Source organism: Shinella sp. (assembly GCF_049651085.1).
Taxonomy (GTDB): Bacteria; Pseudomonadota; Alphaproteobacteria; order Rhizobiales; family Rhizobiaceae; genus Shinella.
Window position 1 is genome coordinate 52,339 of the sequence record NZ_JBASBL010000033.1, and the last position, 23,668, is coordinate 76,006.

At 63.9% G+C, this 23,668-nt stretch carries 15 protein-coding genes; 6 read left to right on the forward strand and 9 right to left on the reverse strand.

Features of this window, described 5'->3' with window-relative positions; translation table 11 throughout:
• Positions 1-91: 91 nt before the first annotated feature.
• Entirely contained in the window at positions 92-733 is a 642-nt protein-coding gene (locus WA950_RS22660) for a carbonic anhydrase (RefSeq protein WP_424554003.1), read from the reverse strand.
• A 107-nt stretch (positions 734-840) separates the two neighbouring features.
• Positions 841-1,716: a pyridoxal kinase PdxY gene (gene pdxY, locus WA950_RS22665; protein WP_424554004.1), complete on the reverse strand. Its 876-nt coding sequence runs from the start codon at positions 1,714-1,716 to the stop codon at positions 841-843.
• Between the two features lie 277 nt (positions 1,717-1,993).
• Here pdxY and WA950_RS22670 point away from each other — a divergent pair, with 277 nt between their 5' ends.
• On the forward strand, positions 1,994-6,775 hold the full coding sequence (locus WA950_RS22670; protein ID WP_424554005.1) for an NAD-glutamate dehydrogenase: 4,782 nt from the start codon (positions 1,994-1,996) through the stop codon (positions 6,773-6,775).
• An 86-nt stretch (positions 6,776-6,861) separates the two neighbouring features.
• Positions 6,862-8,247 (forward strand): MFS transporter, encoded by a 1,386-nt coding sequence (locus WA950_RS22675; RefSeq protein ID WP_424554006.1) that lies wholly within the window; start codon positions 6,862-6,864, stop codon positions 8,245-8,247.
• A 57-nt stretch (positions 8,248-8,304) separates the two neighbouring features.
• Here WA950_RS22675 and purH read toward each other — a convergent pair whose 3' ends face one another.
• From purH to htpX, 4 genes are all read right to left on the reverse strand, one after another.
• On the reverse strand, positions 8,305-9,915 hold the full coding sequence (gene purH, locus WA950_RS22680) for a bifunctional phosphoribosylaminoimidazolecarboxamide formyltransferase/IMP cyclohydrolase (protein ID WP_424554007.1): 1,611 nt from the start codon (positions 9,913-9,915) through the stop codon (positions 8,305-8,307).
• 100 nt (positions 9,916-10,015) lie between these two features.
• On the reverse strand, positions 10,016-11,698 hold the full coding sequence (locus tag WA950_RS22685; protein ID WP_424554008.1) for a heparinase II/III family protein: 1,683 nt from the start codon (positions 11,696-11,698) through the stop codon (positions 10,016-10,018).
• 103 nt (positions 11,699-11,801) lie between these two features.
• Positions 11,802-13,208, reverse strand: a complete 1,407-nt coding sequence (locus WA950_RS22690; RefSeq protein WP_424554009.1) for an RsmB/NOP family class I SAM-dependent RNA methyltransferase — start codon at positions 13,206-13,208, stop codon at positions 11,802-11,804.
• Positions 13,205-14,170, reverse strand: coding sequence for a zinc metalloprotease HtpX (htpX, locus tag WA950_RS22695; protein ID WP_424554010.1), 966 nt, complete (start codon positions 14,168-14,170; stop codon positions 13,205-13,207). Before htpX ends, WA950_RS22690 begins: the two co-directional genes overlap by 4 nt.
• Positions 14,171-14,306: 136 nt before the next feature.
• Here htpX and WA950_RS22700 point away from each other — a divergent pair, with 136 nt between their 5' ends.
• Positions 14,307-14,504: a DUF1674 domain-containing protein gene (locus tag WA950_RS22700; RefSeq protein ID WP_424554011.1), complete on the forward strand. Its 198-nt coding sequence runs from the start codon at positions 14,307-14,309 to the stop codon at positions 14,502-14,504.
• 133 nt (positions 14,505-14,637) lie between these two features.
• On the opposite strand, the gene acs is transcribed toward WA950_RS22700, so the two are convergent.
• Positions 14,638-16,593 (reverse strand): acetate--CoA ligase, encoded by a 1,956-nt coding sequence (gene acs / locus WA950_RS22705; RefSeq protein WP_424554012.1) that lies wholly within the window; start codon positions 16,591-16,593, stop codon positions 14,638-14,640.
• Positions 16,594-16,823: 230 nt separating this feature from the next.
• Here acs and WA950_RS22710 point away from each other — a divergent pair, with 230 nt between their 5' ends.
• Positions 16,824-17,519, forward strand: coding sequence for a DUF1013 domain-containing protein (locus WA950_RS22710; RefSeq protein ID WP_424554013.1), 696 nt, complete (start codon positions 16,824-16,826; stop codon positions 17,517-17,519).
• Positions 17,520-17,585: 66 nt separating this feature from the next.
• Here the strand turns inward: WA950_RS22710 and WA950_RS22715 are convergent, their stop codons facing one another.
• Together WA950_RS22715 and WA950_RS22720 are read right to left on the reverse strand one after the other, a co-directional pair.
• Positions 17,586-19,484 carry a propionyl-CoA synthetase gene (locus WA950_RS22715; RefSeq protein ID WP_424554014.1) on the reverse strand — a complete coding sequence of 633 codons (1,899 nt, stop codon included), beginning with the start codon at positions 19,482-19,484 and terminating at the stop codon, positions 17,586-17,588.
• Between the two features lie 132 nt (positions 19,485-19,616).
• Positions 19,617-20,276 (reverse strand): YggS family pyridoxal phosphate-dependent enzyme, encoded by a 660-nt coding sequence (locus WA950_RS22720; RefSeq protein WP_424554015.1) that lies wholly within the window; start codon positions 20,274-20,276, stop codon positions 19,617-19,619.
• A gap of 250 nt (positions 20,277-20,526) precedes the next feature.
• Here WA950_RS22720 and leuS point away from each other — a divergent pair, with 250 nt between their 5' ends.
• Together leuS and lptE are read left to right on the forward strand one after the other, a co-directional pair.
• Positions 20,527-23,157 (forward strand): leucine--tRNA ligase, encoded by a 2,631-nt coding sequence (gene leuS / locus WA950_RS22725; RefSeq protein WP_424554016.1) that lies wholly within the window; start codon positions 20,527-20,529, stop codon positions 23,155-23,157.
• Positions 23,144-23,668: an LPS assembly lipoprotein LptE gene (gene lptE / locus WA950_RS22730; RefSeq protein ID WP_424554017.1), complete on the forward strand. Its 525-nt coding sequence runs from the start codon at positions 23,144-23,146 to the stop codon at positions 23,666-23,668. The genes leuS and lptE overlap by 14 nt, the downstream gene beginning before the upstream one ends.

Consider the following 23,668-nt stretch of genomic DNA (forward strand, 5'->3'; position numbering starts at 1 on the left):
CGGGCACACTTGAACCACGAAAAACCCGGTGCGACCTGTCGCACCGGGTTTTTTCTTGCAGCAGTTTCAGCAGGCGTGCGTGGTTGTTTTTCTACGCGCCCGGCCGGACGAAATCGCCGGTCTTGGCGTCCATGATCCAGAGTTCGCCGGTCGAAATATCGAACCAGGTGCCGTGCAGTTGTACCCGGCCCTTTTCCTCGAGGATGCGCACGCAGGGAAACGTCCTGAGATTGGCGAGCGAGTTGCGGATGGAGACGCGCTCCAGCGCGCGTTGACGTTCTGCCTGCGTGAGAATCTCGGCACCCTGTATCTGCTCGGCGACCGGCTTCAGCATGCCCATCCACTTGCCGATGAAATCGCCGGGCGACAGCGGTTCGGCATCCGGGTCGAGCGCAGCGGAAATGCCGCCGCATCGGCCGTGGCCCATCACCACGATGTCGCTGACCTTCAGCGACTGAACGGCGAATTCAAGGGCCGCCGATGTCGCGTGGAACTGGCCGTCCGGCTCATAGGGCGGCACGAGATTGGCGACGTTTCGCACGACGAAAAGTTCGCCCGGGCCACTGTCGAAGATTGTCTCCGGCGCGGCGCGGGAGTCGCAACAGGCAATCACCAGTGTCTTCGGTTTCTGGCCGGTCTCGGCCAATGCCCGGTAGCGGGCCGACTGCTCGGCATAGCGGCCGGACATGAAATTGCGGTAGCCATTCAGAAGGCGGTCGGGAAAGCGGTTCATGGTTCGGAATACCTCGTGGGAACGATCTACCGGATGAGGCCCCATCCAGTTTTGCATAAACCACTCCGAAAGGCATGACGCAAGATCGGATCCGTCAGGATCGCCTATCACGATCGACGTGTTTGGGCGGGATGAACAAGCCGCCGCATCTGCACCATGGCCATCGGCGTCGAGATGCTGGCCGCATCCTGTTCCAGCGTCAGCTCGTCGGCACCGCGCTTGGCGGTGCGCGCGACGATCTCGAAGACACTGGCGGTGGACGTCATCAGCGCCCGCTCTTCCGGCACGCCTTCCATCAGCCGCGAAAGGAAGATCGCCGCCAGCAGGTCGCCAGTGCCATTCGGCGGGTTTGGCACGAGCCGGTGCTCGGCAAGCAGCGCATTGCGGCCCGACAGGTAGAGATTGCCCGTGCTGCCGGCCAGGAGCGGCAGCGAGGACGTCACGAGCATGCGGGCCGGGCCCAGCGACAGGGCCGCATCCATGATCGCGGCATTCGTCTCCAGCGGCGCGCCGACCAGCCAGGCCAGCTCGAACCGGTTCGGCGTCGCGACGGATGCAAGCGGGATCAGGCTGTCGCGGATCGCCACCGCCGTTTCCTCCGGCACGTAGAGACCCCTCTCGTCGCCGCAGACCGGATCGCACATATAGAGAAGATCGGGATTGTCGACGCGAAGGCTTTCGACGAGCCGCGCGACGGAGCGGGCCTGCCCCGCACTGCCGAGATAGCCGGAGAGCACCGCCTTCACCTCGCCGCGCCAGGGCGCGCGGATAAGATCGGAAATGATCGCATCGAAATCATCGGCCGAAATCGCGACCCGCCTTGCCGGGCCATGGCCGGGATGCCAGGGCAGGACGACGGTCGGCAGCGCCCAGACCGGATGGCCAAGCGTCTCCAGCGCGAAGACCGCAGCACGATTGCCGACGGCGCCCCGCACGACATGGCTCGAAATGACGATGACCGCGCCCTTGTCGCTGTCGTTCATAACCGGCTCCCTTCGCTTCCCCCGACGTGATGGCAAGGGGGTCTTTTCCTGTCAACGCCCGCCCTCTGATTGCCCTCCACCCGCAAGACGGATTTGAGCCGTCCCGGACGGTTTTTGGCTGCTTTTCGACGAAAAAGCACGAAATTCATGTCAAAACGACAGTAAAACTGACCTATTCCGGACAAAATCGATTGAATTTTCTCGTAATTTCACAAATTTCGTCGCGCGCCTTTTTTCTTCTGCTAACGTCCGGCCGATCGGTTTCGAGGAGAATTCCATGGGTGCGAGGACCAACGTGAAGCGGGGAAAACACATCGAGGCGGCAATGGCCGCAGCAGCTGCCCTCGGGGCAAAAACGCTCAACCCCGATATCCTTTTCGGGCGCGCCAGCAAGGACGATATCGAGCACTATACCGGCGAAATGCTGGCGGTTGCCGCCGCCCACGCGCTGGCCGAGATCGAGGCCTGGGACGGCACCCAGCCGCGCGTCACCGTTACAACGTTGCCCGGCGTAAAACCCAAGGGCCAGCCTGTCAGCGTGCTTTCCGTCACGGACCGTAACCAGCCCTTCCTCTACGATTCGGTTATGGGCGAGGTGACGAGCACCTATCGCGACATCCACCTTGCAATCCACCCGATCCTCGTCGTGACGCCGGGCGAAGCCCCGAAACTTTTCTCCCCGGACGAGGAGAGCGATCCCGCGCACCGGGTCAGCCATATCGAGATTCATCTTTCCGAGCTTTCGCCGGCCGAGGCCGCCTCGCTCGTCGAACGAATGAACAACGTGCTCGATCAGGTCCATCTCGCCGTCGACGACTGGCACGCCATGGTGGACAAGCTCGACAGCGCCATGGCCGACATGGAACGCTACTCCAAGGCAAAGGCCGAAAAGGACGAGGCGCTCGCCTTCCTCACCTGGCTGCGCGCCAACAATTTCACCTTCCTCGGAATGCGAGAATACAGCTATTCCGGCAAGGGCGAGAGCGCGACCGTGGAACGCGGCGGTGAAGGCCTCGGCATCCTCTCCGATCCTGATGTGCGGGTACTGCGCCTCGGCAAGGACGCCGTGACGACGACGCCCGAAATCCTCGAATTCCTCGAAGGCCCGGATTTCCTGATCGTCACCAAGGCCAATGTGAAATCCGTCGTGCACCGCCGTGCCTATATGGACTATGTCGGCCTCAAGCGGTTCGACGAGAAGGGCAAGGTGATCGGCGAGCTGCGCATCGTCGGCCTCTTCACCTCCACCGCCTATACCCATGCCGCCAGCCAGATCCCGCTGCTGCGCTCGAAGGCCGAGACGGTCATCGAGCATTTCGGTTTCGATCCGAAGAGCCATTCCGGCAAGATGCTGATCAATACGCTGGAGTCCTATCCGCGCGACGATCTCTTCCAGATCGACACCGGCCTGCTCGCCAGCTTCTGCGAACAGATCAACGAACTGTCCGACCGGCCGCGCATCCGCGTATTGCCGCGCATCGACCGTTTCGATCGCTTCGTCTCGGTCATCGTCTACGTGCCGCGTGAACAGTATGATTCCGATGTCCGCGAAAAGATCGGCAACTATCTGAAATCGGCTTATGACGGCCGCGTCTCGGCCTATTATCCGGCTTTCCCGGAGGGCGGGCTTGCCCGCGTGCACTTCATCATCGGCCGTTCAGGCGGCAAGACGCCACGTATTGCGCAGGGCAAGCTCGAACAGGCCGTGCGCGATATCGCAACGCGCTGGACGGATCGCTTCGAAGCGCTCTCCAATGCGGAGGGCGTGCGGCTGGTCACCGACCGCAGCTACCAGGAAGATTTCACCCCCGCCGAAGCCAATGCGGACCTCACCCTCATCACCACGGCAACGGCCGAGAACCCGATCACCATCGCCTTCTATCGCAAGGCCTGGAACACGGACCTCGGCTCGGTCGAGCTGAAGATCTTCCATGCGGGCGAGCCCGTCTCGCTGTCGCGCCGCGTGCCGCTGCTTGAAAATCTCGGCTTCAGCGTCATCAGCGAGCAGACGCATGACCTGACGGTCGTGGGCCTCGACGGCGGCGAGCGCCGCGTCATCCTGCATGACATGGAACTGCGGCACCGCGACGGTCTCGAGATCAACCTCGCCAAGCTGAGCCCGATGCTGGAGGAGGCCTTCCTGGCAGCCTGGCACGGCGAGGTGGATGACGATGCGCTGAACCGCCTCATCCTGACTGCCGGCGTCTCGGCCCGCGAGATCATGGCGCTGCGCACCTATTCGCGCTACCTGCGCCAGACGGGCATCGCCTATTCGCAAGGCTACATCGCCGATACGCTGAACAAGTATCCTGCCATCGCCGCAGACCTCTTCCGCCTGTTCGACACCCGTCTCGACCCGAAGCTTTCCGAGCGCCAGCGCGAGAAGAAGTCCGCCGATGTCGCGGCGGCCATCGAAGAGGCGCTGGCAAAGGTGCCGAGCCTCGACGAGGACCGCATGCTGCGCCGCTACGTCAATGCCATCGAGGCGACGCTGCGGACCAACTATTTCCAGCGCGATGCGGACGGCAAGCCCCGCAGGACACTGGCGATCAAGCTCGATCCCAAGGCCCTCGACGGGCTGCCGGAACCGCACCCCTTCCGCGAAATCTTCGTCTATGGCGCCGAGGTGGAGGGCGTGCACCTGCGCTTCGGCAAGGTCGCCCGCGGCGGACTTCGCTGGTCGGACCGCGCCCAGGACTACCGCACGGAAGTGCTCGGCCTCGTCAAGGCCCAGCAGGTGAAGAACTCGGTCATCGTACCGGTCGGCGCCAAGGGCGGCTTCTATCCCAAGCAGCTTCCCGTCGGCGGCAGCCGTGACGCCGTCTTCAAAGCCGGAACCGAAGCCTACAAGACCTTCATCCGCACCATGCTTTCCGTCACCGACAACATCGTCGGGCAGGACATCGTGCCGCCGGCCGATACGGTGCGCATCGACGGTGACGATCCCTATTTCGTCGTCGCCGCCGACAAGGGCACCGCAACCTTCTCCGACACGGCGAACGGCCTTGCCCAGGAAGCCGGCTTCTGGCTCGACGACGCCTTCGCGTCGGGCGGCTCGGCCGGCTACGACCACAAGAAGATGGGCATCACCGCCCGCGGCGCCTGGGAGACCGTCAAGCGCCACTTCCGCGAAATGAACATCGACATCCAGAAGACGCCCTTCAGCGTCGCCGGCGTCGGCGACATGTCCGGCGACGTCTTCGGCAACGGCATGCTGCTGTCGCGCAAGATCAGGCTCGTCGCGGCCTTCGATCACCGGGACATCTTCATCGATCCGTCGCCGGATACCGATACGTCCTTCGCCGAGCGTCGACGCCTGTTCAACCTGCCGCGCTCGAGCTGGCAGGACTATGACCGCTCGGTCCTTTCCAAGGGTGCGATGATCATCTCGCGCGCGGAAAAATCCGTGACCCTGACACCGGAAGCGATGGCCGTGATCGGTATCGACAAGCCGAAGGCAACGCCGTCCGAGGTCATGACGGCGATCCTCAAGGCACCGGTCGATCTTCTGTGGTTCGGCGGCATCGGCACCTATATCCGCGGCCAGAACGAGACCGATGCGGAAGTCGGCGACCGCGCCAATGACGCGATCCGTATCGTCGGCGAAGACGTGCGCGCCAAGGTGATCGGCGAGGGCGCCAATCTCGGCGTCACCCAGCGCGGTCGTATCGCCTTCGGCCTCAAGGGCGGACGCAACAATTCCGACGCCATAGACAATTCGGCCGGCGTGAACTCGTCGGACGTAGAGGTCAACATCAAGATCGCGCTCGCCTCGGCCATGCGCGACGAACGGCTGACCCGCGCCAAGCGAAACGTGCTGCTCGCCTCGATGACCGACGAGGTGGCCCATCTGGTGCTGCGCAACAACTACCTGCAATCGCTGGCGATCTCGCTGACGGAAAAGCAGGGCGCGGCCAATCGCGCACCGCTGACGCGCCTGATGGACCGTTTCGAGGCCGCCGGCCAGCTCAACCGCAAGGTGGAGACCCTGCCGGACGACCGGACGATGGCCGAGCGCTATCAGGCCGGCAAGCCGCTGACGCGGCCGGAGATCGGCGTGCTGCTCTCCTATGCCAAGCTGGTGCTGTTCGATGAGCTCATCCACACCGACCTGCCGGACGAGCCCTATTTCGAACCGACGCTCATGAGCTATTTCCCGGCGAAGATGCAGAAGGCCTATGGGGACGATATCCGCGCGCACCGCCTGCGCCGCGAGATCATCGCGACGATCCTCGCCAACGAGGCGATCAACCGCGGCGGCCCGGCCTTCGTCAATGCACTGACCGACGGCACAGGCTTCGGCCCGGCAGAAGCGGTGAAGGCCGCCATCATCGCCCGCGACGGCTATGGCCTTTCGGCGCTCTATGCCGGCGTGGATGCACTGGACAATGTGGTTGCGGGCTCGGTGCAGAACGAACTCTACGAGGAGATCGGCCGCATCTACGCCACCGTCACCGGCCTGCTTCTGACGACGGGCGCCGTCTCCGGCCCGATGGACCAGGCGGTGCACAGGCTGAGGCAGGCGCTGAAGCAGCTTCGCCCGAACCTTGCGACGCTGATTTCGGAAGCGGCCGGCGACGAAGCCCGCCGCAAGGCGCATGCCTATGAGGACGAGGGCGTACCCGGCGACCTTGCGACGGAAATCGCCACGCTCTCGATGCTGACCTTCGTGCCGGAGGTCATGCTGATTGCGGGCGCGACCGGCGATTCGCTCGGCAAGACGGCGCAGACCTTCGCCGGCATCAGCTCGGCGCTGAATATCGGCCGACTGCTTTCCGCCGCGGGCAATATTCCGACCGGCGATCTCTACGAGGCGCTCGCCCTGCAGCGAAGCCTGACCGACATCGCCAATGCCCGCCGCGATCTGGCGAGCGCCGTCCTGACCCGCCACAAGGGCGAGAAGGCCCCGCTCGCCGCCTGGCAGCAGGCCGAGAAAGAGCGGCTTTCCCGCGTAACGGCGAACCTTTCCGCTCTGACGGAAGCGGGCGAGGCAACCCTCGCCAAGGTCAGCGTCGCAGCCGGCATCCTGAGCGACCTTGCACAGGAAAGGGCGAAATGAGACAGTCCCTGCCGGCTGACGGGGCAAAATTCCGTTAGCCGGCTGAGGACGGGCGCATGGTCGTTGCCCATATGCAAGGAGGGGCAATGACGCGTGTCGCGCAAAGCCGGGAGCCGCAGGTCAGCCGCCGCGGCATAGCGGGCTGGATGCTGTTCGACTGGGCGGCCCAACCTTTCTTCACCGTCATCACGACGTTTATTTTTGGCCCCTATCTCGTCTCGCGCCTCACCGAGGACCATGCCGCCGGCCAGGCCGCCTGGAGCTATACGCTCAGCATCGCCGGCATCGCGATCGCATTGCTCGCCCCGATCATGGGCTCGATCGCCGACGCCTCCGGCGCGCGAAAACCCTGGATCGCCGCCTTTGCGATGATCAAGATCCTGTCGCTCGCCACCCTGTGGTTCGCCGCCCCCGGCAGCAGCCTGCCCTTCGCCATGGCAATGATCGTGCTTGCGACCGTGGCGGCCGAGTTCTCCATCGTCTTCAACGATTCGATGATGCCGCGGCTCGTCAGGCCCGAGGATACGGGCCGCATTTCCAATATCGCCTGGGGCCTTGGCTATCTCGGCGGCATGATCGTGCTGATCGCCGTCGTGGCGCTGCTCGCGGCCAATCCCGAGACGGGCAAGACCGCCATCGGCATCGCCCCGCTCTTCGGCCTCGACCCGGCAACCGGCGAGGATGCACGCATCACCGGCCCGATCTCGGCGCTGTGGTATCTCGTCTTCATCCTGCCGATGTTTTTCTTCACGCCCGACCAGAGCAAGGGGTTGCCGATCGCCGCTGCCGTGCGCGCCGGCTTTGCCGACCTTTCCGCCGCGCTTCGTGACCTGCGCAGCAAGCCCGGTATTCTGCGCTTCCTTGTCGCCCGCATGATCTATCAGGATGGGGTCAACGGCCTGCTGGCGCTCGGCGGCACCTTCGCCGCCGGCATGTTCGCCTGGCGGACCTTTGAACTCGGCATCTACGGCATCATCCTCAATGTCGTGGCGATCGGCGGCTGCCTCTATGCCAGCCGGCTGGACAAGCGCCTCGGCTCGAAGACCGTCGTCATCATCAGCCTCATCTGCCTGACCATCGCGACCGTCGGCATCGTGTCCACAGGGCCCGGTTTCACGCTGTTCGGGCTTATCCCCCTGCCGGTCGCCGATTCCGGCGGCCTGTTCGGCACGGCGGCGGAGAAGGCCTATATCCTCTACGGCCTCCTGATCGGCGTCGCCTTCGGCCCGGTGCAGGCATCGGCGCGCTCCTACCTCGCCCAGAGCATCCACCCCGACGAAGCGGGCCGCTATTTCGGCCTCTACGCCCTGTCGGGCCGAGCCACGTCCTTCCTCGCCCCGCTCTCCGTCGCGCTCATTACCACGGCCACCGGTTCGGCGCGCATCGGCATGATGGCCCTCATCATCTTTCTCGTCGTCGGCTTCCTGCTTTTGCTGCGCACGCCCTATCCCGCCGCCAAAGTGGAAGCCTGAAACGCAAAACGCCCCGCAAGCGGGGCGTTTCGATTCCGGGGAGAATCCGGGTAAGGTTTAGTGCCTGAAATGGCGCATGCCGGTGAAGACCATGGCGACGCCGGCCTCGTCGGCCGCCGCAATCACCTCCGCATCGCGCATCGAGCCACCCGGCTGGATGACCGCCGTTGCGCCGGCGGCAATGGCCGAGAGCAGGCCGTCAGCAAACGGCAGGAAGGCTTCGGAGGCGACCGCGGAGCCGCGCGTCAGCGGCTCGGCAAGGCCCATCGCCTTGGCGGCTTCCTCGGCCTTCAGGCCGGCGATACGGGCGGAATCGACGCGGCTCATCTGGCCGGCGCCGATGCCCGCCGTCTGGCCGTCCTTGGCATAGACCACGGCATTCGACTTGACGTGCTTGGCGACCTTGAAGGCGAACTTCATGTCGATAAGCTCCTGCGCCGTCGGCGCGCGCTTCGTGACGACCTTCAGCTCCAGATCCTCGACCATGCCGTTGTCGCGGCTCTGGACGAGCAGGCCGCCCGAAACGGTCTTGGCGGAAAGGCCGGGAACGCGCGGATCGGGCAGGGCGCCGGTGACGAGCAGGCGCAGGTTGGGCTTGCCGGCAATGATCGCCCGGGCTTGTTCATCCGCATCCGGCGCGATGATGACCTCGGTGAAGAGCTTGACGATCTCCTCCGCCGTCTCGCCATCGAGCGTCGAATTGAGCGCGATAATGCCGCCGAAGGCCGAAACCGGGTCGCAGGCGAGCGCCCGTGCATAGGCATCCTTCAGCGTCTTGCCGGTGGCAACGCCGCAGGGATTGGCATGCTTGATGATCGCGCAGGCCGGGCCGTTCTCCGGCAGGAACTCGGCGACCAGCTCGAAAGCAGCGTCCGTATCGTTGATATTGTTGTAGGAAAGCTGCTTGCCCTGCAGCAAGGTGGCCGTTGCCACGCCCGGGCGGTTCTCGCCGGTGACGTAGAAACCCGCCTTCTGGTGCGGATTTTCGCCGTAGCGCATTTCTTCCTTCAGGACGCCGCCCAGCACGCGATGACGCGGCATGGCGATATCGAGCGCTTCGGCAAACCAGTTGGAGATCGCCGCATCATAGGCCGCGGTGCGGGCATAGGCCTTCGCCGCCATGCGCTGGCGGAATGCGTAGGCGGTCGAACCGTCCGCCAGTTCCTCCAGCAGAGCCGGATAATCGGCAGGGTCGGTCACGATCGTCACATAGGCATGGTTCTTGGCGGAGGCGCGGATCATCGCCGGTCCGCCAATATCGATATTCTCGACGGTGGTGGGATAGTCGCCGCCCTTGGCGCGGACTTCCTCGAACGGGTAGAGGTTGATGATCGTGAGGTCGATCGCGCCGATGCCGTGCGCCTTCATTGCCTCGACATGCTCGGCATCGTCACGGATCGCCAGCAGGCCGCCATGGACCGAGGGATGCAGCGTCTTGACCCGGCCATCCATGATTTCCGGAAAGCCGGTGACTTCCGAGACGTCCGTTACGGCAAGCCCGGCATCGCTGAGCGCCTTGTGCGTGCCGCCGGTCGACAGCAGCCGCACGCCTTTTTCGACAAGAGCCCTGGCGAGGTCGACAATGCCGGCCTTGTCGGACACCGAGAGCAGTGCCGTGCGCACGGTGACGCGGTCGGGGGCGGGGATTTTCTTGGAAATAACGGCCATGGGGGGCGCTCCGTTCTGACGGCCCGGGAGGAGGGGCCGGATGGTCATGCGCCCCGTTATCACAGGCGCTGCCCGGAGAAAACCGCGAAACGCCCGGAATTCAGCGTTGACGCGCCAGCAACCACTGAACTTCCGGCATTTCGGCAAGCCGCATGGTCAGCGTCAGCTGCCGCGAAGCACGCACGCCGGACGGGTCGGCGAAGAAGACGTCCTCTTCCTCCTCGACGGATACATCGAGGCAGGTCAGCGCCCAGGCCTCGCCATCGGACGCCACGAGCCGCGTTTCATTGGCGGAAACGCGGTAGAGCTGGATGGCGGGATGGATGTGGAAACGCACCACCGCCGTTCCCTGATCGACCGGCCCATCCGGATTGCCGGGCCTGTAGAAGTGTTCGCGCCCGCGAATCTCGCTGCCGGAGGCCGCAACGTGAATATCCCGCTCGTAGAGCAGGCCGAAGCGCTTCAGGTAGCCGTCATGGATCGCCGTCACGCCGTCGGCGCCCGACTCGCGCTCGATGCGCGAGACGTCCACTTTGCTGACGCCGCCGATGATGATCGGCCCTAGGAAACGGGAGGTCGAAATGCGCGACGACGACGTGTCGTTCAGCGTCGCGACGGAATGGGCCGCCGTCATGCGCGACATCTGCCGCATCGCTTCGCCGGCAAAACGCGGCCGGCCGGAATTGACGATGAACCGGTTCTTGCCGGACGACATTTCAATCGACAGCGTGCCGGATGAAGCGGTCGAGGACAGATCTACGGACTTCTGCAGGCCCGTATCCATCAGCACGACCGTTTCCTGCACCGCCAGACGATCGTAGTTGATCGAGGGAAGGGCCTTGAACGGCGCGCCGCCAGTCTCGTCGTAGCGCAGGGCCGACATCAGTTCGGTCGCCATCGTATAGGTCGCGCCGTTGAACAGCGCGAGTTCGCCACCCTGATGCCGGAAGAAGCGCAGCGCGGGATAGATGCGGTCGATGCAGGCAATAAGCTGTGCCGGCATGTCGTGGCCGAGATTGACATAGGTCTGGCGCAGCGGCAGCAGGTCAAGCAGCAGGTCGAGGGCCGCGCGCGGATTGCGCGAGCAATGACCGCCGTCGGGCAGGATCTGCCGGTCGAGTTCCTCGCCGAGATGGCGCGCGGCCTTGCGCATCTTGGAAGGCGAGGCCGGCATGGCGATGGACGCCATGGCAAGCGCGATGCGCACGCGCAACCGCTGCTCGCCGTCGCGGGTCGTGTCCGCCACATGGCGCAGATAGCGCACCTGGAAGGCGAGGCTCTTCAGGAAGCGGCGGTAGAAGGGATAATCGGCATCCTTCAGCACAACCGGCGAGTGCGAAAGCCACGCAATGATGCGCTTGGCGGTGACATCCGGCCGCCAGGCGAGACCGCCGATGACGCGCCCATGGCTTTGCAGCCAGTCATCCACGATGAAGCGCGAGGTCAGCGCCGCCCGGTCCGGATCCACCAGCCGCATGTGGCGCAGCCAGCCGAAGGAATGCAGACGGCCGGCGAATTCCTCCGAGGGAAGCTCCAGCGCGAAAGGTGATTCGCCCTCGCATTCGAGGATGCGGCCCGCCAGCGGAAAGCGGCCGGCGGTAATTTCTTCGCCGGCAAAGGAATCCGCGGGGTGGAGGTCGGTCGGCGCAACGATCAACCGGTCGGGCGTGCCACCGGAAAAGCGCATGGCGCTGATTCGGCCCAAGGCAAGCCTTCGAGAGAACCGGCGCCAACCCTCACGCAAATACAGATAGGAAAGCCGCTGACGGTCGGAAAGCTGCATGATTAACAAATGCCTCCAGACCTATAGGTAGGCCGAGGAGACGAGCGGCGTCAATTCATCGCCGCTTATGGACTGTTGATGAGCGTGACGGCCCTGATTTTCCTTATCCGCCATTCGTCAGCCGAACGGCGTAGAAGCCGTCCATTCCACCGGCATGGGTCGCCGTCGGCGGCAACATGGCCGGGGTAGTGCGGAATTCGCCAAGCGGTGTGATCGCCGTCTCGAGCCCCGGCCAGTCGGCCGGGTCGACGGGTGCGATCCGCCAGGTGGGATTATCGGCGAGAACGCGCGAAATCATCTCCTCGCCCTCGCTCGGATCGAGCGAGCAGTTGGAAAAGACCAGTTCGCCGCCCGGTTTCACCAGCGTCAGCGCATGGCGCAGCAGGCGCTCCTGCAGGCGCGCGAGCTTTTCGATGTCTTCCGGCCCCTTGGTCCAGAGCACGTCCGGGTGACGGCGGATCGTGCCGGTCGAGGAGCAGGGCGCATCGAGCAGAATGGCGTCGAAAAGCTCGGCGGGCTTGTAGTCCGCCATGTTCGCTTCCACGGCCGTCGCCGACAGGCCGAGACGGTCGAGATTGCCGACAAGCCGCTTCAGGCGGTTGCCGGACTGGTCGAGAGCGGTGACGTCCGCCCCGGCCAGTGCAAGCTGCGCGGTCTTGCCGCCGGGGGCGGCGCAAAGATCGGCAACACGCTTGCCGGCAAGATCGCCGAACAGCTTTGCCGGAATACTGGCTGCCGCATCCTGCACCCACCATTCGCCCGCATCGAAGCCTTCAAGCGCCGGAATGGCGCCGGACGCGGTGGGCAGGCGCACGGAGCCGGTCGGCAGGACAAGCCCGCCGAGCCGTGCGGCCCAGCCCTGCGGGTCGGACTTGACGGTGAGATCGATGGTGGAGGTTTCGAGCAGGGCTTCGCCGATGCGCGCCGCATGCTCCTTGCCGTAGATGGCGACGAGCCGCGCCTCGAACCAGCCGGGAATGACCGAGATCGCACGGCTTGCCGTGAGGTGCGACGCCTTTTCGCGTGAAAGCCGGCGCAAAACGGCATTGGTGAGGCTCGCGAAACGGCGATTACGCGGATCGATCTGGGCCTGCTCGACCGCAAGGTCGACCGCGGAATGATCCGGCACGTCGAGATAGAGGATCTGCGCGGCGGCAACCGTCAGGACATGGTGCAGCGCCCGCGCGCCGTCCGGCAGCGGCGTGCCGACCAGCGTATCAAGAATCGCTTCGATGCGCGGGAGGTGACGCAGCGCCGTGTTGAGAATCGCGCGCACAAGCGCCCGGTCGGCATCGTTGAGCTGGCGATAGGCCGGGTTGCCGTTCTCGAGATCCAGCATGCCGTCAAGCGGCGTCCTGCGGTCGACGACCGCGGCGAGAATCTTGGCGGCCGCCTGCCGGGCACGCAGACCCGGCTTTTCCGGCATGTTCGCGTCGGCTTCCGCAGGCTTTCCGCCTCTGCCGTCACGATGTCGTTTCGGATGTGTTCTGTGTTTTCTGTCGTCGCTCAAGACCAGGGACCCTTGGGTGGTTCGGAACCACCGCGTCCCCAGCCCGTCGTCGGAACGGAGCGCGATTTGCGTGACGGATTATCAGCCCGGACCGGTTCCGTCGAGCGCGCCTGCATGCCGCGAGCCATTTCCTGTAGCGCGGCGATGCGGTTCTCCGTGTTCGGATGGGTCGAAAACAGGTTGTCCATGCGCTCGCCCGAGAGCGGATTGATGATGAACATATGTGCAGTCGCCGGATTGTGCTCTGCGGCATCGTTGGGAATGCGGCCGGCGGCGACAGCGATCTTCTTGAGCGCCGATGCAAGCCACAGCGGGTTGCCGCAGATTTCCGCGCCGCGCTTGTCGGCGGAGTATTCACGCGTCCGGCTGATGGCCATCTGCACCAGCATGGCGGCGAAAGGCGCGACGATCATCGCGATCAGCACGCCGATGAAACCCAGCGGATTGTTGTTTTCGCGATTGCCGCTGCCGCCGAAGAACATAGCGAAATTGGCAAGCATGGAAATCGCGCCGGCGATCGTCGCCGTCAACGTCATGGTCAGCGTGTCGCGGTTCTGGATATGGGCGAGCTCATGCGCCATCACGCCTGCCACCTCTTCATAGCTCAGTGCCTGAAGAAGGCCGGTCGAGGCGGCAACGGCGGCGTTCTGCGGATTGCGGCCGGTCGCAAAGGCGTTCGGCTGCTCGTTGTTGATGACATAGACGCGCGGCATGGGCAGGCCCGCGCGCTTGGAAAGATCGCGCACGATACCGTAATATTCCGGCGCGGAGCGTTCATCGACCTCCTTGGCGCCATACATGGACAGCACCATCCGGTCGGAATTCCAGTAGGAAAAGAAGTTCATGGCAATCGCGACGAGCAGCGCGATCATCATGCCGCCCTTGCCGCCGATGAGCAGGCCCACGCCCATGAAAAGCGCCGTCATGACGGCGAGCAGCATGGCTGTGCGAACGATGTTCATACGTTTTCGGCTCCTGTTGGATCGCGTTAACTAATAGCGTTTCACGTGAATCAGCGCTTTGCAGCACGCAGTCACGCTCCTATATGATGGTAAGCGGACAGGAATTCTTCAATATCCGGGAAGGATGCCGAATTTCATGCAGAACGACAACGACAATCATACGGACGGCCGGAAGGTGCTTTCGCCTGCTGCCCTGCGCGCGCTTCAGGAGGCGGAAGAACGCCGCAAGGCAGCGCAGCCGGCCGAGCGGGCGCCGGAGTTCGGCGGTCGCGGCGGCGAGGACCCGGCACGCTACGGCGACTGGGAAATCAACGGCCGGGCAATCGATTTCTGAGGCCGGGAATCCGGCTCAGTATCTTCTGATGCCATTGACGATGCTCAGGCGGAGGGAACGCCTTCCAGCCGGCGGCATCACAAACGAAAACGGCGGCCAGTGGCCGCCGTTTCCCTTTTACCCCGTGGCGCCGTCAGCCGGCCGCCTTGTTCTGCCGGTTGGCGATCAGGTCATCGACGACCGCCGGATCGGCAAGCGTCGAGGTGTCACCGAGCGCGCCGAAATCGTCCTCGGCGATCTTGCGCAGGATGCGGCGCATGATCTTGCCGGAGCGGGTCTTCGGCAGGCCGGGCGAGAACTGGATCTTGTCCGGTGTCGCGATCGGGCCGATCTCCTTGCGCACATGCTTGACGAGGTCCTGGCGCAACGCGTCATTGCCTTCCTCGCCGGCCATCAGCGAGACGTAGCAGTAGATGCCCTGGCCCTTGAGGCCGTGCGGATAGCCGACGACGGCCGCCTCCGACACCAGATGGTGCGAGACGAGCGCCGATTCGATTTCGGCCGTGCCGAGGCGGTGGCCGGAAATGTTGAGCACGTCATCGACGCGGCCGGTGATCCAGTAGTAGCCGTCCTCGTCGCGCCGGCAGCCGTCGCCGGTGAAATACTTGCCCTTGTAGGTGGAGAAGTAGGTTTCGACGAAGCGCTTGTGGTCGCCGTAAACCGAGCGCATCTGGCCCGGCCAGCTGTCGACGATGCACAGATTGCCGTCGGCCACACCTTCCAGCACATTGCCCTCGTTATCGACGAGCTGCGGCTTGATGCCGAAGAACGGCCGCGTCGCCGAACCCGGCTTGAGTTCGGTGGCGCCCGGCAGCGGGGTGATCAGGATGCCGCCCGTCTCCGTCTGCCACCAGGTATCGACGATCGGCGAACGGCCCTCGCCGACGACGTTGTAGTACCATTCCCAGGCTTCCGGGTTGATCGGCTCGCCGACCGAGCCGAGCAGACGCAGCGAGGAGCGCGCGGAGCGCTTCACGAAGTCGTCACCGGCGCCCATCAGGGCGCGGATCGCCGTCGGGGCGGTGTAGAAGATATTGACCTTGTGCTTGTCGATGACTTCCCAGAAGCGACCGGCATCCGGGAAATTCGGCACGCCCTCGAACATCAGCGTGGTCGCCCGGTTCGCGAGCGGGCCATAGACGATGTAGGAATGGCCCGTGACCCAGCCGACATCGGCCGTGCACCAGTAGATATCGCCGTCCTGGTAGTCGAAGACATATTTGTGCGTCATCGAGGCATAGACGAGATAGCCGGCCGTCGTGTGCAGCACGCCCTTCGGCTTGCCGGTCGAACCCGAGGTGTAGAGGATGAACAACGGATCTTCCGCCTTCATCCTGGCCGGCGGACAATCGCGCGGCACGGTCAGCACTTCCTGGTGGTGCCACAGGTCACGGCCCGGCGCCCAGCCGGTCTTGCCGCCGGTGCGGCGCACCACGAGCACCTTGTTGACGATGACATGCTGCTTGGCGGCGATGTCGATGGCCGTATCGGTGTTTTCCTTCAGCGGGATCGGCTTGCCGCCGCGCACGCCCTCGTCGCAGGTGATGACGAAGGTTGATTCGCAGTCGACGATACGGCCGGCCAGCGCGTCCGGCGAGAAGCCGCCGAAGACGACGGAATGAACAGCCCCGATGCGCGCGCAGGCGAGCATGGCATAGGTCGCTTCCGGGATCATCGGCATGTAGATGGTGACGCGGTCGCCCTTCTTCACGCCGTGCTTCTTCATCACGTTCGCCATGCGGCAGACGTGCTCGTACAGCTCGTTATAGGTGATCTTCTTGTCGATATACGGGTTGTCGCCCTCCCAGATGATGGCGACCTGGTCGCCATGCGTCTTTAGGTGACGGTCGATGCAATTGTAGGAGACGTTGGTGATGCCGTCCTCGAACCACTTGATCGGAACCTTGCCGGTGAACGACGTGTTCTTGACCTTGGTATAGGGCTTGAACCAGTCAATCCGCATGCCGTGCTTGTCCCAGAAGCGCTCCGGGTTCTCGATGCTCTCGCGATACCATTTCTGATAGGTTTCGTTGTCGATCAACGCACGGCTTTTCGCGGATTTCAGGACCGGATAGGTCTTTGCGGACATGGGTTCCTCCATAGAATGCGCATGCGCGAGGGCCGAACTCCTCCAGTCCCCGCAACTCCGTGAGCATACATAACAGGTCAAAACCTTCGGGCAATTAGACAAAAGGTCATTTGCGCTTGGAGAATTGCATTTCTGCGACAGTGGGGTTATAGAGTGCCGAATTCCCGGAAAATAGTGGTTACTACCCACGGCCCGCGACACCGGCGCGGACGGACAAGAGGATTATATCCATGGCTCAACAGCTGCTCATGCCAAAGGCGACTGCGGTCTGGCTGGTCGACAACACGGCGCTGTCGTTCGACCAGATCGCCACATTCTGCAAACTGCATCCGCTCGAAGTGAAAGCTATCGCGGACGGCGAATCATCGCAGGGCATCAAAGGCCTCGACCCGATCTCGACCGGCCAGCTGTCGCGCGAGGAAATCGCCCGTGCGGAAAGCAATCCGAATCACAAGCTGAAGCTTTCTGAGCCGAAGGTCCGTGTGCCCGAATCCAAGCGCAAGGGCCCGCGCTACACCCCGGTCTCCAAGCGCCAGGATCGTCCGAACGCCATCCTCTGGCTCGTGCGCAATCATCCTGAACTGAAGGATGCGCAGATCTCGCGTCTCGTCGGCACGACCAAGTCGACGATCGAGCAGATCCGCGACCGCACCCACTGGAACGCGACGAACCTGACGCCGATGGATCCGGTGACGCTCGGCCTTTGCTCGCAGATCGATCTCGACCTCGAAGTCGAACGCGCTTCCAAGGGCCGTCCGCTGCCGACCGCCGCCGAACTCGGCGCGACGCTGGAAGCCGCTCAGGAAACGGAAAAGCTGCCCTACAGCACGGACCGCGATGAAGAGCAGGAAATCGACGCCGATGCCGTCTTCGCCAAGCTCAAGTCGCTGAAGTCGTCCGTACCGGACGAAGACGACAACCACTGAGCGTCCTTCGCAGAAAAACCAAAGCCCGGCCGCTCCGCGATCGGGCTTTTCTATGGCGTGAAACAATCAGCTGATCCGGCGTCCCGACAGGGCGGCGGCGATCTCGTCGAGAATGGCAGGATCGTCGATCGTCGCCGGCATTTTCCACACCTCGCCATCGGCGATCTTCTGCATGGTGCCGCGCAGGATCTTTCCCGAGCGGGTCTTCGGCAGGCGCTTGACGCAAATAGCCGTCTTGAAGGCGGCGACCGGGCCGATGCGCTCGCGCACGAGCCGCACCACCTCCTGCTCGATGAACGATGATTCACGTGAAACACCGCTCTTGAGAACCAGAAAGCCGGCCGGCACCTGGCCCTTCACCGCATCGGCAACGCCGATAACCGCGCATTCGGCGACATCCGGGTGGCTGGCGCAGACCTCTTCCATTCCCCCTGTCGAAAGACGGTGGCCGGCGACATTGATGATGTCGTCCGTGCGCGCCATCACGAAGACATAGCCGTCGTCATCGACATAGCCGGCATCCGCCGTCTTGTAGTAGCCGGGAAACTCCGAAAGACACACCGAGCGGAACCGTTCGTCGGCGTTCCAGAAAGTCGGCAGGCAGCCGGGGGGCAGGGGCAGCTTGATGGCGATGTTGCCGAGCGTGCCGGACGGCACTTCATGGCCGGCATCGTCCAGCACGTGCAGTTCGTAGCCCGGCATGGGCACGGCGGGCGAGCCATGCTTCACGGGCAGCCGCTCAAGGCCGATCGGATTGCCGACAATCGCCCAGCCCGTCTCCGTCTGCCACCAGTGATCGATGACCGGCACGCCGAGCACGCTCTCGGCCCAGCATACCGTATCGGGATCGGCCCGCTCGCCGGCGAGGAACAGCGCCCTGAGACTGGAAAGGTCGTGGCGTTTCACGAGCAGGCCTTCCGGATCCTCCTTGCGGATGGCCCGGAAAGCCGTCGGCGCGGTGAAAAGCGCAGAGACCTTGTATTCCTCGACCACCCGCCAGAAGGCGCCGGCATCCGGTGTGCCGACGGGCTTGCCCTCGTACAGCACCGTCGTGCTGCCATTCAGCAGCGGCGCATAGACGATATAGGAATGGCCAACAACCCAGCCGATATCGGAGGCCGCCCAATAGACCTCGCCCGGCTCGACGCCATAGAGCGCCCGCATCGTCCAGGCGAGAGCGACCATATGGCCGCCATTGTCGCGGATGACACCCTTCGGCTGGCCGGTCGTGCCCGACGTGTAGAGAATGTAGAGCGGATCGGTGGCGGCGAGCGGCAGGCAGGGCACCTCGCGACCCCGCGCCGCCGCCAGCGCCGGACCGAGATCGACATCACGGCCTTGCGTGAGATCGGCCGAAAGCTCCGGCCGTTGCAGCAGCAGGCAATGCTCCGGCTTGTGGTCGGCCTGCTCGATTGCCGCATCGAGCAGCGGCTTGTAGGCAACCAGCCGGTTCGGTTCCACGCCGCAGCTCGCGGCAACGATGACCTTCGCCGTCGAATCGTCGATGCGCGCTGCAAGTTCGCTGGCCGCAAAGCCGCCGAAGACCACCGAATGGATGGCGCCGATCCGCGAACAGGCCAGCATCGCGAAGATCGCCTCCGGGATCATCGGCATGTAGAGCAGGACACGATCGCCTTTCCCGACGCCGTGATCGGCAAGCACGGCCGCCATGGCCTTCACATTTTCCAGCAGCTCGGCATAGCTGTAGCGCGCCTTGCGGCCGGTAACGGGGCTGTCATAGATCAGCGCCGCCTGGTCGCCGCGTCCTGCCGCCACATGCCGGTCGACGCAGTTGTGGCAGGTATTGCCGACCGCATCAGGGAACCAGCGGCCGTAGACGCCTTGCCCGCCATCGAAAATTTCCCTCGGCTCGGTGAACCATTCGATCGCCCGGGCGGCCTCGGCCCAGTGGCCCTGCGGGTCGTCCTTCCAGGCAAGATAGGTTTCGGCATAGGTCTTTTGCATCGCATCCTCCATGCCCGGCCAACAGGTGCCGGTTCCTCCGGATGGAAGAATAGGAGAGGGCGGTCTTTCCGCAAAGCCAGACCAAAGCCTCAGGCGGCAAGGCCGCCCTTGCGAAAAGACAAGACAGGCGGATCAGCGCGTACCGAAAATCGCCGAACCGACACGCACGCTGGTCGCGCCGAAGCCGATGGCGACCTCGTAATCCCCGGACATGCCCATCGATAGTTTGTCGAGATTGCAGCGCTCGGCGAGTTTGCCGAGCAGCGCGAAATGCGGTCCCGGATTTTCCTCCGCCGGCGGAATGCACATCAGGCCCTCGATGGTGAGGCCGAGCTCGTCGCGGCAGAAGGAAACGAAAGCAACCGTATCGTCCGGCGCAATGCCGGCCTTCTGCGGCTCAAGCCCGGTATTGACCTGCACATAGAGCCGCAGCGCCCGGTCCTGCCGCGTCATCTCGGCGGCAATCGCCCGGGCGATCTTTTCCCGGTCGACCGTCTCGATAACGTCGAACAGCGCAACCGCTTCGGCCGCCTTGTTGGATTGCAGCGGACCGATCAGGTGGAGCTCGATGCCCGGGGTTTCGCCGCGAAGCTCCGGCCACTTTCCCTGCGCTTCCTGCACACGGTTTTCACCGAAGACGCGCTGGCCGGCTGCAATGGCCGGGCGAATCGCGTCGGCATCGAAGGTCTTCGACACCGCAACGAGGGTGGCCGATCTGGGGTCAAGGCCAGCCTCGTCGGCAGCCTTGTGCATCCTGTTGCGAACATCTTCGAGACGATCCTGCAAGTCCATGGTCACTCTCCATCGGCTAAGGCATGGCGCGCAAAAGTGTGCAGCGGTTTGCGGCAATCACATGCGCCTGACGTAAGCCCCGGACCTATCGAAATCGGCGCGACTTGCCAAGCGCTGGCCGGTCCGGCGCGTCCATTCGGGGGCCGGAAAACTTGACGCTTCGGCGGTTTCATGATGAAGGTCTCGGCATCATATTCGCATGGGCGAACCGCCCGCCAAGACTCCCAAAGACTTCCGGAACATCAAAGACATGGCCACCGAACGTTATAATCCGCGCGATGCAGAACCGCGCTGGCAGGCAAAATGGAACGACGAGAACGTCTTCCTGACCAAGAACGAAGACCCGCGCGAAAAGTACTACGTGCTTGAGATGTTCCCCTATCCGTCGGGCCGCATCCATATGGGCCATGTGCGCAACTACGCCATGGGCGACGTCGTCGCGCGCTACAAGCGTGCCCGCGGCTTCAACGTGCTGCATCCGATGGGCTGGGATGCCTTCGGCATGCCGGCCGAAAACGCCGCCATGCAGAACAAGGTCCATCCGAAGGGCTGGACCTACGAGAACATCGCGACGATGCGCACCCAGCTGAAGTCCATGGGACTGTCGCTCGACTGGTCGCGCGAATTCGCCACCTGTGACGTCGAATACTACCAGCGCCAGCAGCACCTCTTCCTCGATTTCCTGGAAAAGGGCCTGATCTACCGCAAGAAGTCGAAGGTGAACTGGGACCCGGTCGATCATACGGTTCTTGCCAACGAGCAGGTGATCGACGGCCGCGGCTGGCGTTCGGGCGCGCTCGTCGAGCAGCGCGAACTGACGCAGTGGTTCTTCCGCATCACCGATTTCAGCCAGGACCTGCTCGATTCGCTGGAAACGCTGGACCAATGGCCGGAAAAGGTCCGGCTTATGCAGAAAAACTGGATCGGCCGCTCGGAAGGCATGCTGGTGCGCTGGGAAGTTTCCAACAGCGCGGGCCTGACGGCCGAGAAAGACATCACGGTCTACACGACGCGCCCCGACACGCTGTTCGGCGCCTCCTTCATCGCCATTTCCGCCGACCATCCGCTGGCCAGGGAAGTCTCCGAACAGAATCCCGAAATGATGGCATTCTGCGAGGAGTGCCGCCGCGCCGGCACGTCGCTCGCCGCTCTTGAGACCGCGGAAAAGAGGGGCGTCGACACGGGTATCCGCGTTCGCCATCCTTTCGACCCGAGCTTGGAGCTGCCGGTCTATGTCGCGAACTTCGTTCTGATGGACTACGGCACGGGCGCCATTTTCGGCTGCCCCTCCGGCGACCAGCGCGACCTCGACTTCGCCCGCAAGTATGACCTGCCCGTCGTTCCTGTCGTCATGCCGAAGGAAGCGGACGCCGCAACCTTCGCAATCGGCGACGAGGCCTATATCGGCGACGGCGTGATGATCAATTCCGCTTTCCTCGACGGCCTCAGCACCACGGAAGCCTTCGAGGAAGTGGCAAAGCGTCTTGCCGCCGCCACGCTCGGCGATGCGCCGCAGGGCGAGCGAAAGGTGAATTTCCGCCTGCGTGACTGGGGCATTTCGCGCCAGCGCTACTGGGGCTGCCCGATCCCGATCATCCATTGCGACGATTGCGGCGTGGTTCCCGTGCCGAAGGCCGACCTGCCGGTGAAGCTGCCCGACGACGTGACCTTCGACAAGCCGGGCAACCCGCTCGACCGGCACGCCACCTGGCGTCACGTCGCCTGCCCGCAATGCGGCAAGGATGCCCGTCGCGAGACGGACACGATGGATACCTTCGTCGATTCGTCCTGGTATTTCGCGCGCTTCACCGCACCGTGGGAAAACAACCCGACCGACCCGGCCGCGGCCGATGCCTGGCTGCCGGTCGATCAATATATCGGCGGCATCGAGCATGCGATCCTGCACCTGCTCTATTCGCGCTTCTTCACCCGCGCCATGCAGGTCTCCGGCCATCTCGACGTGAAGGAACCCTTCAAGGGCCTCTTTACCCAGGGCATGGTGGTGCACGAAACCTACAGCCGCACCGTCGGCGGCAAGCGCGAATGGGTGACACCGGCTGAAATCCGCATCGAGGAAATCGACGGTAACCGCCATGCGTCCCACCTCGAATCCGGCGAAGAAATTACCATCGGCTCTATCGAGAAGATGTCGAAGTCGAAGAAGAACGTGGTCGACCCGGACGATATCATCGCCTCCTATGGCGCCGATACCGCCCGCTTCTTCGTGCTTTCCGACTCGCCGCCGGACCGCGACGTCATCTGGTCGGAGTCCGGCGTCGAAGGCTCGCATCGCTTCGTCCAGCGCGTCTGGCGCCTGATCGCCGAAGCCGCGCCCACCCTGAAGGCCGTCGAAAGCCGTCCAGGCACCGAGGGCGAGGCCCTTGCGGTGTCGCAGGCGGCCCACAAGACGCTGAAGGCTGTGCAGGCGGATTATGACAAGCTCGCCTTCAACAAGGCGGTCGCGCGCATCTACGAATTCGTCAACACGCTCGCCGCGCCGCTTACCACCGCTGCCGCTGGCAAGGCCTCGCCGGAACTGGCCTCGGCACTGCGTGAAGCCGTCACCATTCTCATCCGTATCGTCGCTCCCATGACGCCGCACCTTTCCGAAGAGTGCTGGCGCGAGGTCGGCGGCGAAGGCCTCGTGGCGATGTCCGCATGGCCGGCCTATGAGGACCGGCTGGTCGCCGAAAACGAAATCACGCTGCCGGTACAGATCAACGGAAAGAAGCGCGCCGATTTGACAATCGCCCGCGACGCGGATCAGAGTGCGATCGAAGCGGCCGTGCTGGCGCTCGAGGCGGTCCAGGCCGTGCTCGCCGGCCAGCATCCCAAGAAGATCATCGTCGTACCGCAGAGGATCGTGAATGTTGTTGTCTGACGGAACCGTTCTCTCGCGGCTTGTCAAAACGCTTGCCGGCATCGCGCTTGCCGGCGCGCTCGCCGGCTGCCAGGTGCGCCCGCTCTACTCCGCCTCCAGCGATACGGACGGCAAGCTTGCCTCTATCGCCATTTCCGAGGCGGGCGATCGCATCGAGCAGCAGGTCCGCAATGACCTGGTCTTCCTCTTCTCGGGCAACGGCGCTGAAGCACAGAATGCGGTCTACCATCTGGAGATGGACGTGACCTCCAAGACCGTCGGCGTGATGAATGACGTCAAGACGGATACGGCCCGTTCCGGCCGCGTCACCGTGACGGCGGACTACAACCTCACACGAGCCGACTCCGGCGAAACAGTGGTTTCCGGAAAGCGCTCCGCCGTCGCCATGATGGACTTTCCCACGCAGGAATTCGGCAAGGTGCGCTCGGTACGCGATGCGGAAAATCGCGGTGCCCGCGAACTTGCCGAGCTGATCCGCGCGGACGTCGCCGCCGCGCTGGCGCGTCGCTGA

What these genes read in the sequence shown, in the direction of transcription:
- WA950_RS22660 (WP_424554003.1), bottom strand. Translation starts at nt 733, where the DNA reads ATGAACCGCTTTCCCGACCGCCTTCTGAATGGCTACCGCAATTTCATG.
- pdxY (WP_424554004.1), bottom strand. Translation starts at nt 1,716, where the DNA reads ATGAACGACAGCGACAAGGGCGCGGTCATCGTCATTTCGAGCCATGTC.
- WA950_RS22670 (WP_424554005.1), top strand. Translation starts at nt 1,994, where the DNA reads ATGGGTGCGAGGACCAACGTGAAGCGGGGAAAACACATCGAGGCGGCA.
- WA950_RS22675 (WP_424554006.1), top strand. Translation starts at nt 6,862, where the DNA reads ATGACGCGTGTCGCGCAAAGCCGGGAGCCGCAGGTCAGCCGCCGCGGC.
- purH (WP_424554007.1), bottom strand. Translation starts at nt 9,915, where the DNA reads ATGGCCGTTATTTCCAAGAAAATCCCCGCCCCCGACCGCGTCACCGTG.
- WA950_RS22685 (WP_424554008.1), bottom strand. Translation starts at nt 11,698, where the DNA reads ATGCAGCTTTCCGACCGTCAGCGGCTTTCCTATCTGTATTTGCGTGAG.
- htpX (WP_424554010.1), bottom strand. Translation starts at nt 14,170, where the DNA reads ATGAACATCGTTCGCACAGCCATGCTGCTCGCCGTCATGACGGCGCTT.
- WA950_RS22700 (WP_424554011.1), top strand. Translation starts at nt 14,307, where the DNA reads ATGCAGAACGACAACGACAATCATACGGACGGCCGGAAGGTGCTTTCG.
- acs (WP_424554012.1), bottom strand. Translation starts at nt 16,593, where the DNA reads ATGTCCGCAAAGACCTATCCGGTCCTGAAATCCGCGAAAAGCCGTGCG.
- WA950_RS22710 (WP_424554013.1), top strand. Translation starts at nt 16,824, where the DNA reads ATGGCTCAACAGCTGCTCATGCCAAAGGCGACTGCGGTCTGGCTGGTC.
- WA950_RS22715 (WP_424554014.1), bottom strand. Translation starts at nt 19,484, where the DNA reads ATGCAAAAGACCTATGCCGAAACCTATCTTGCCTGGAAGGACGACCCG.
- WA950_RS22720 (WP_424554015.1), bottom strand. Translation starts at nt 20,276, where the DNA reads ATGGACTTGCAGGATCGTCTCGAAGATGTTCGCAACAGGATGCACAAG.
- leuS (WP_424554016.1), top strand. Translation starts at nt 20,527, where the DNA reads ATGGCCACCGAACGTTATAATCCGCGCGATGCAGAACCGCGCTGGCAG.
- lptE (WP_424554017.1), top strand. Translation starts at nt 23,144, where the DNA reads ATGTTGTTGTCTGACGGAACCGTTCTCTCGCGGCTTGTCAAAACGCTT.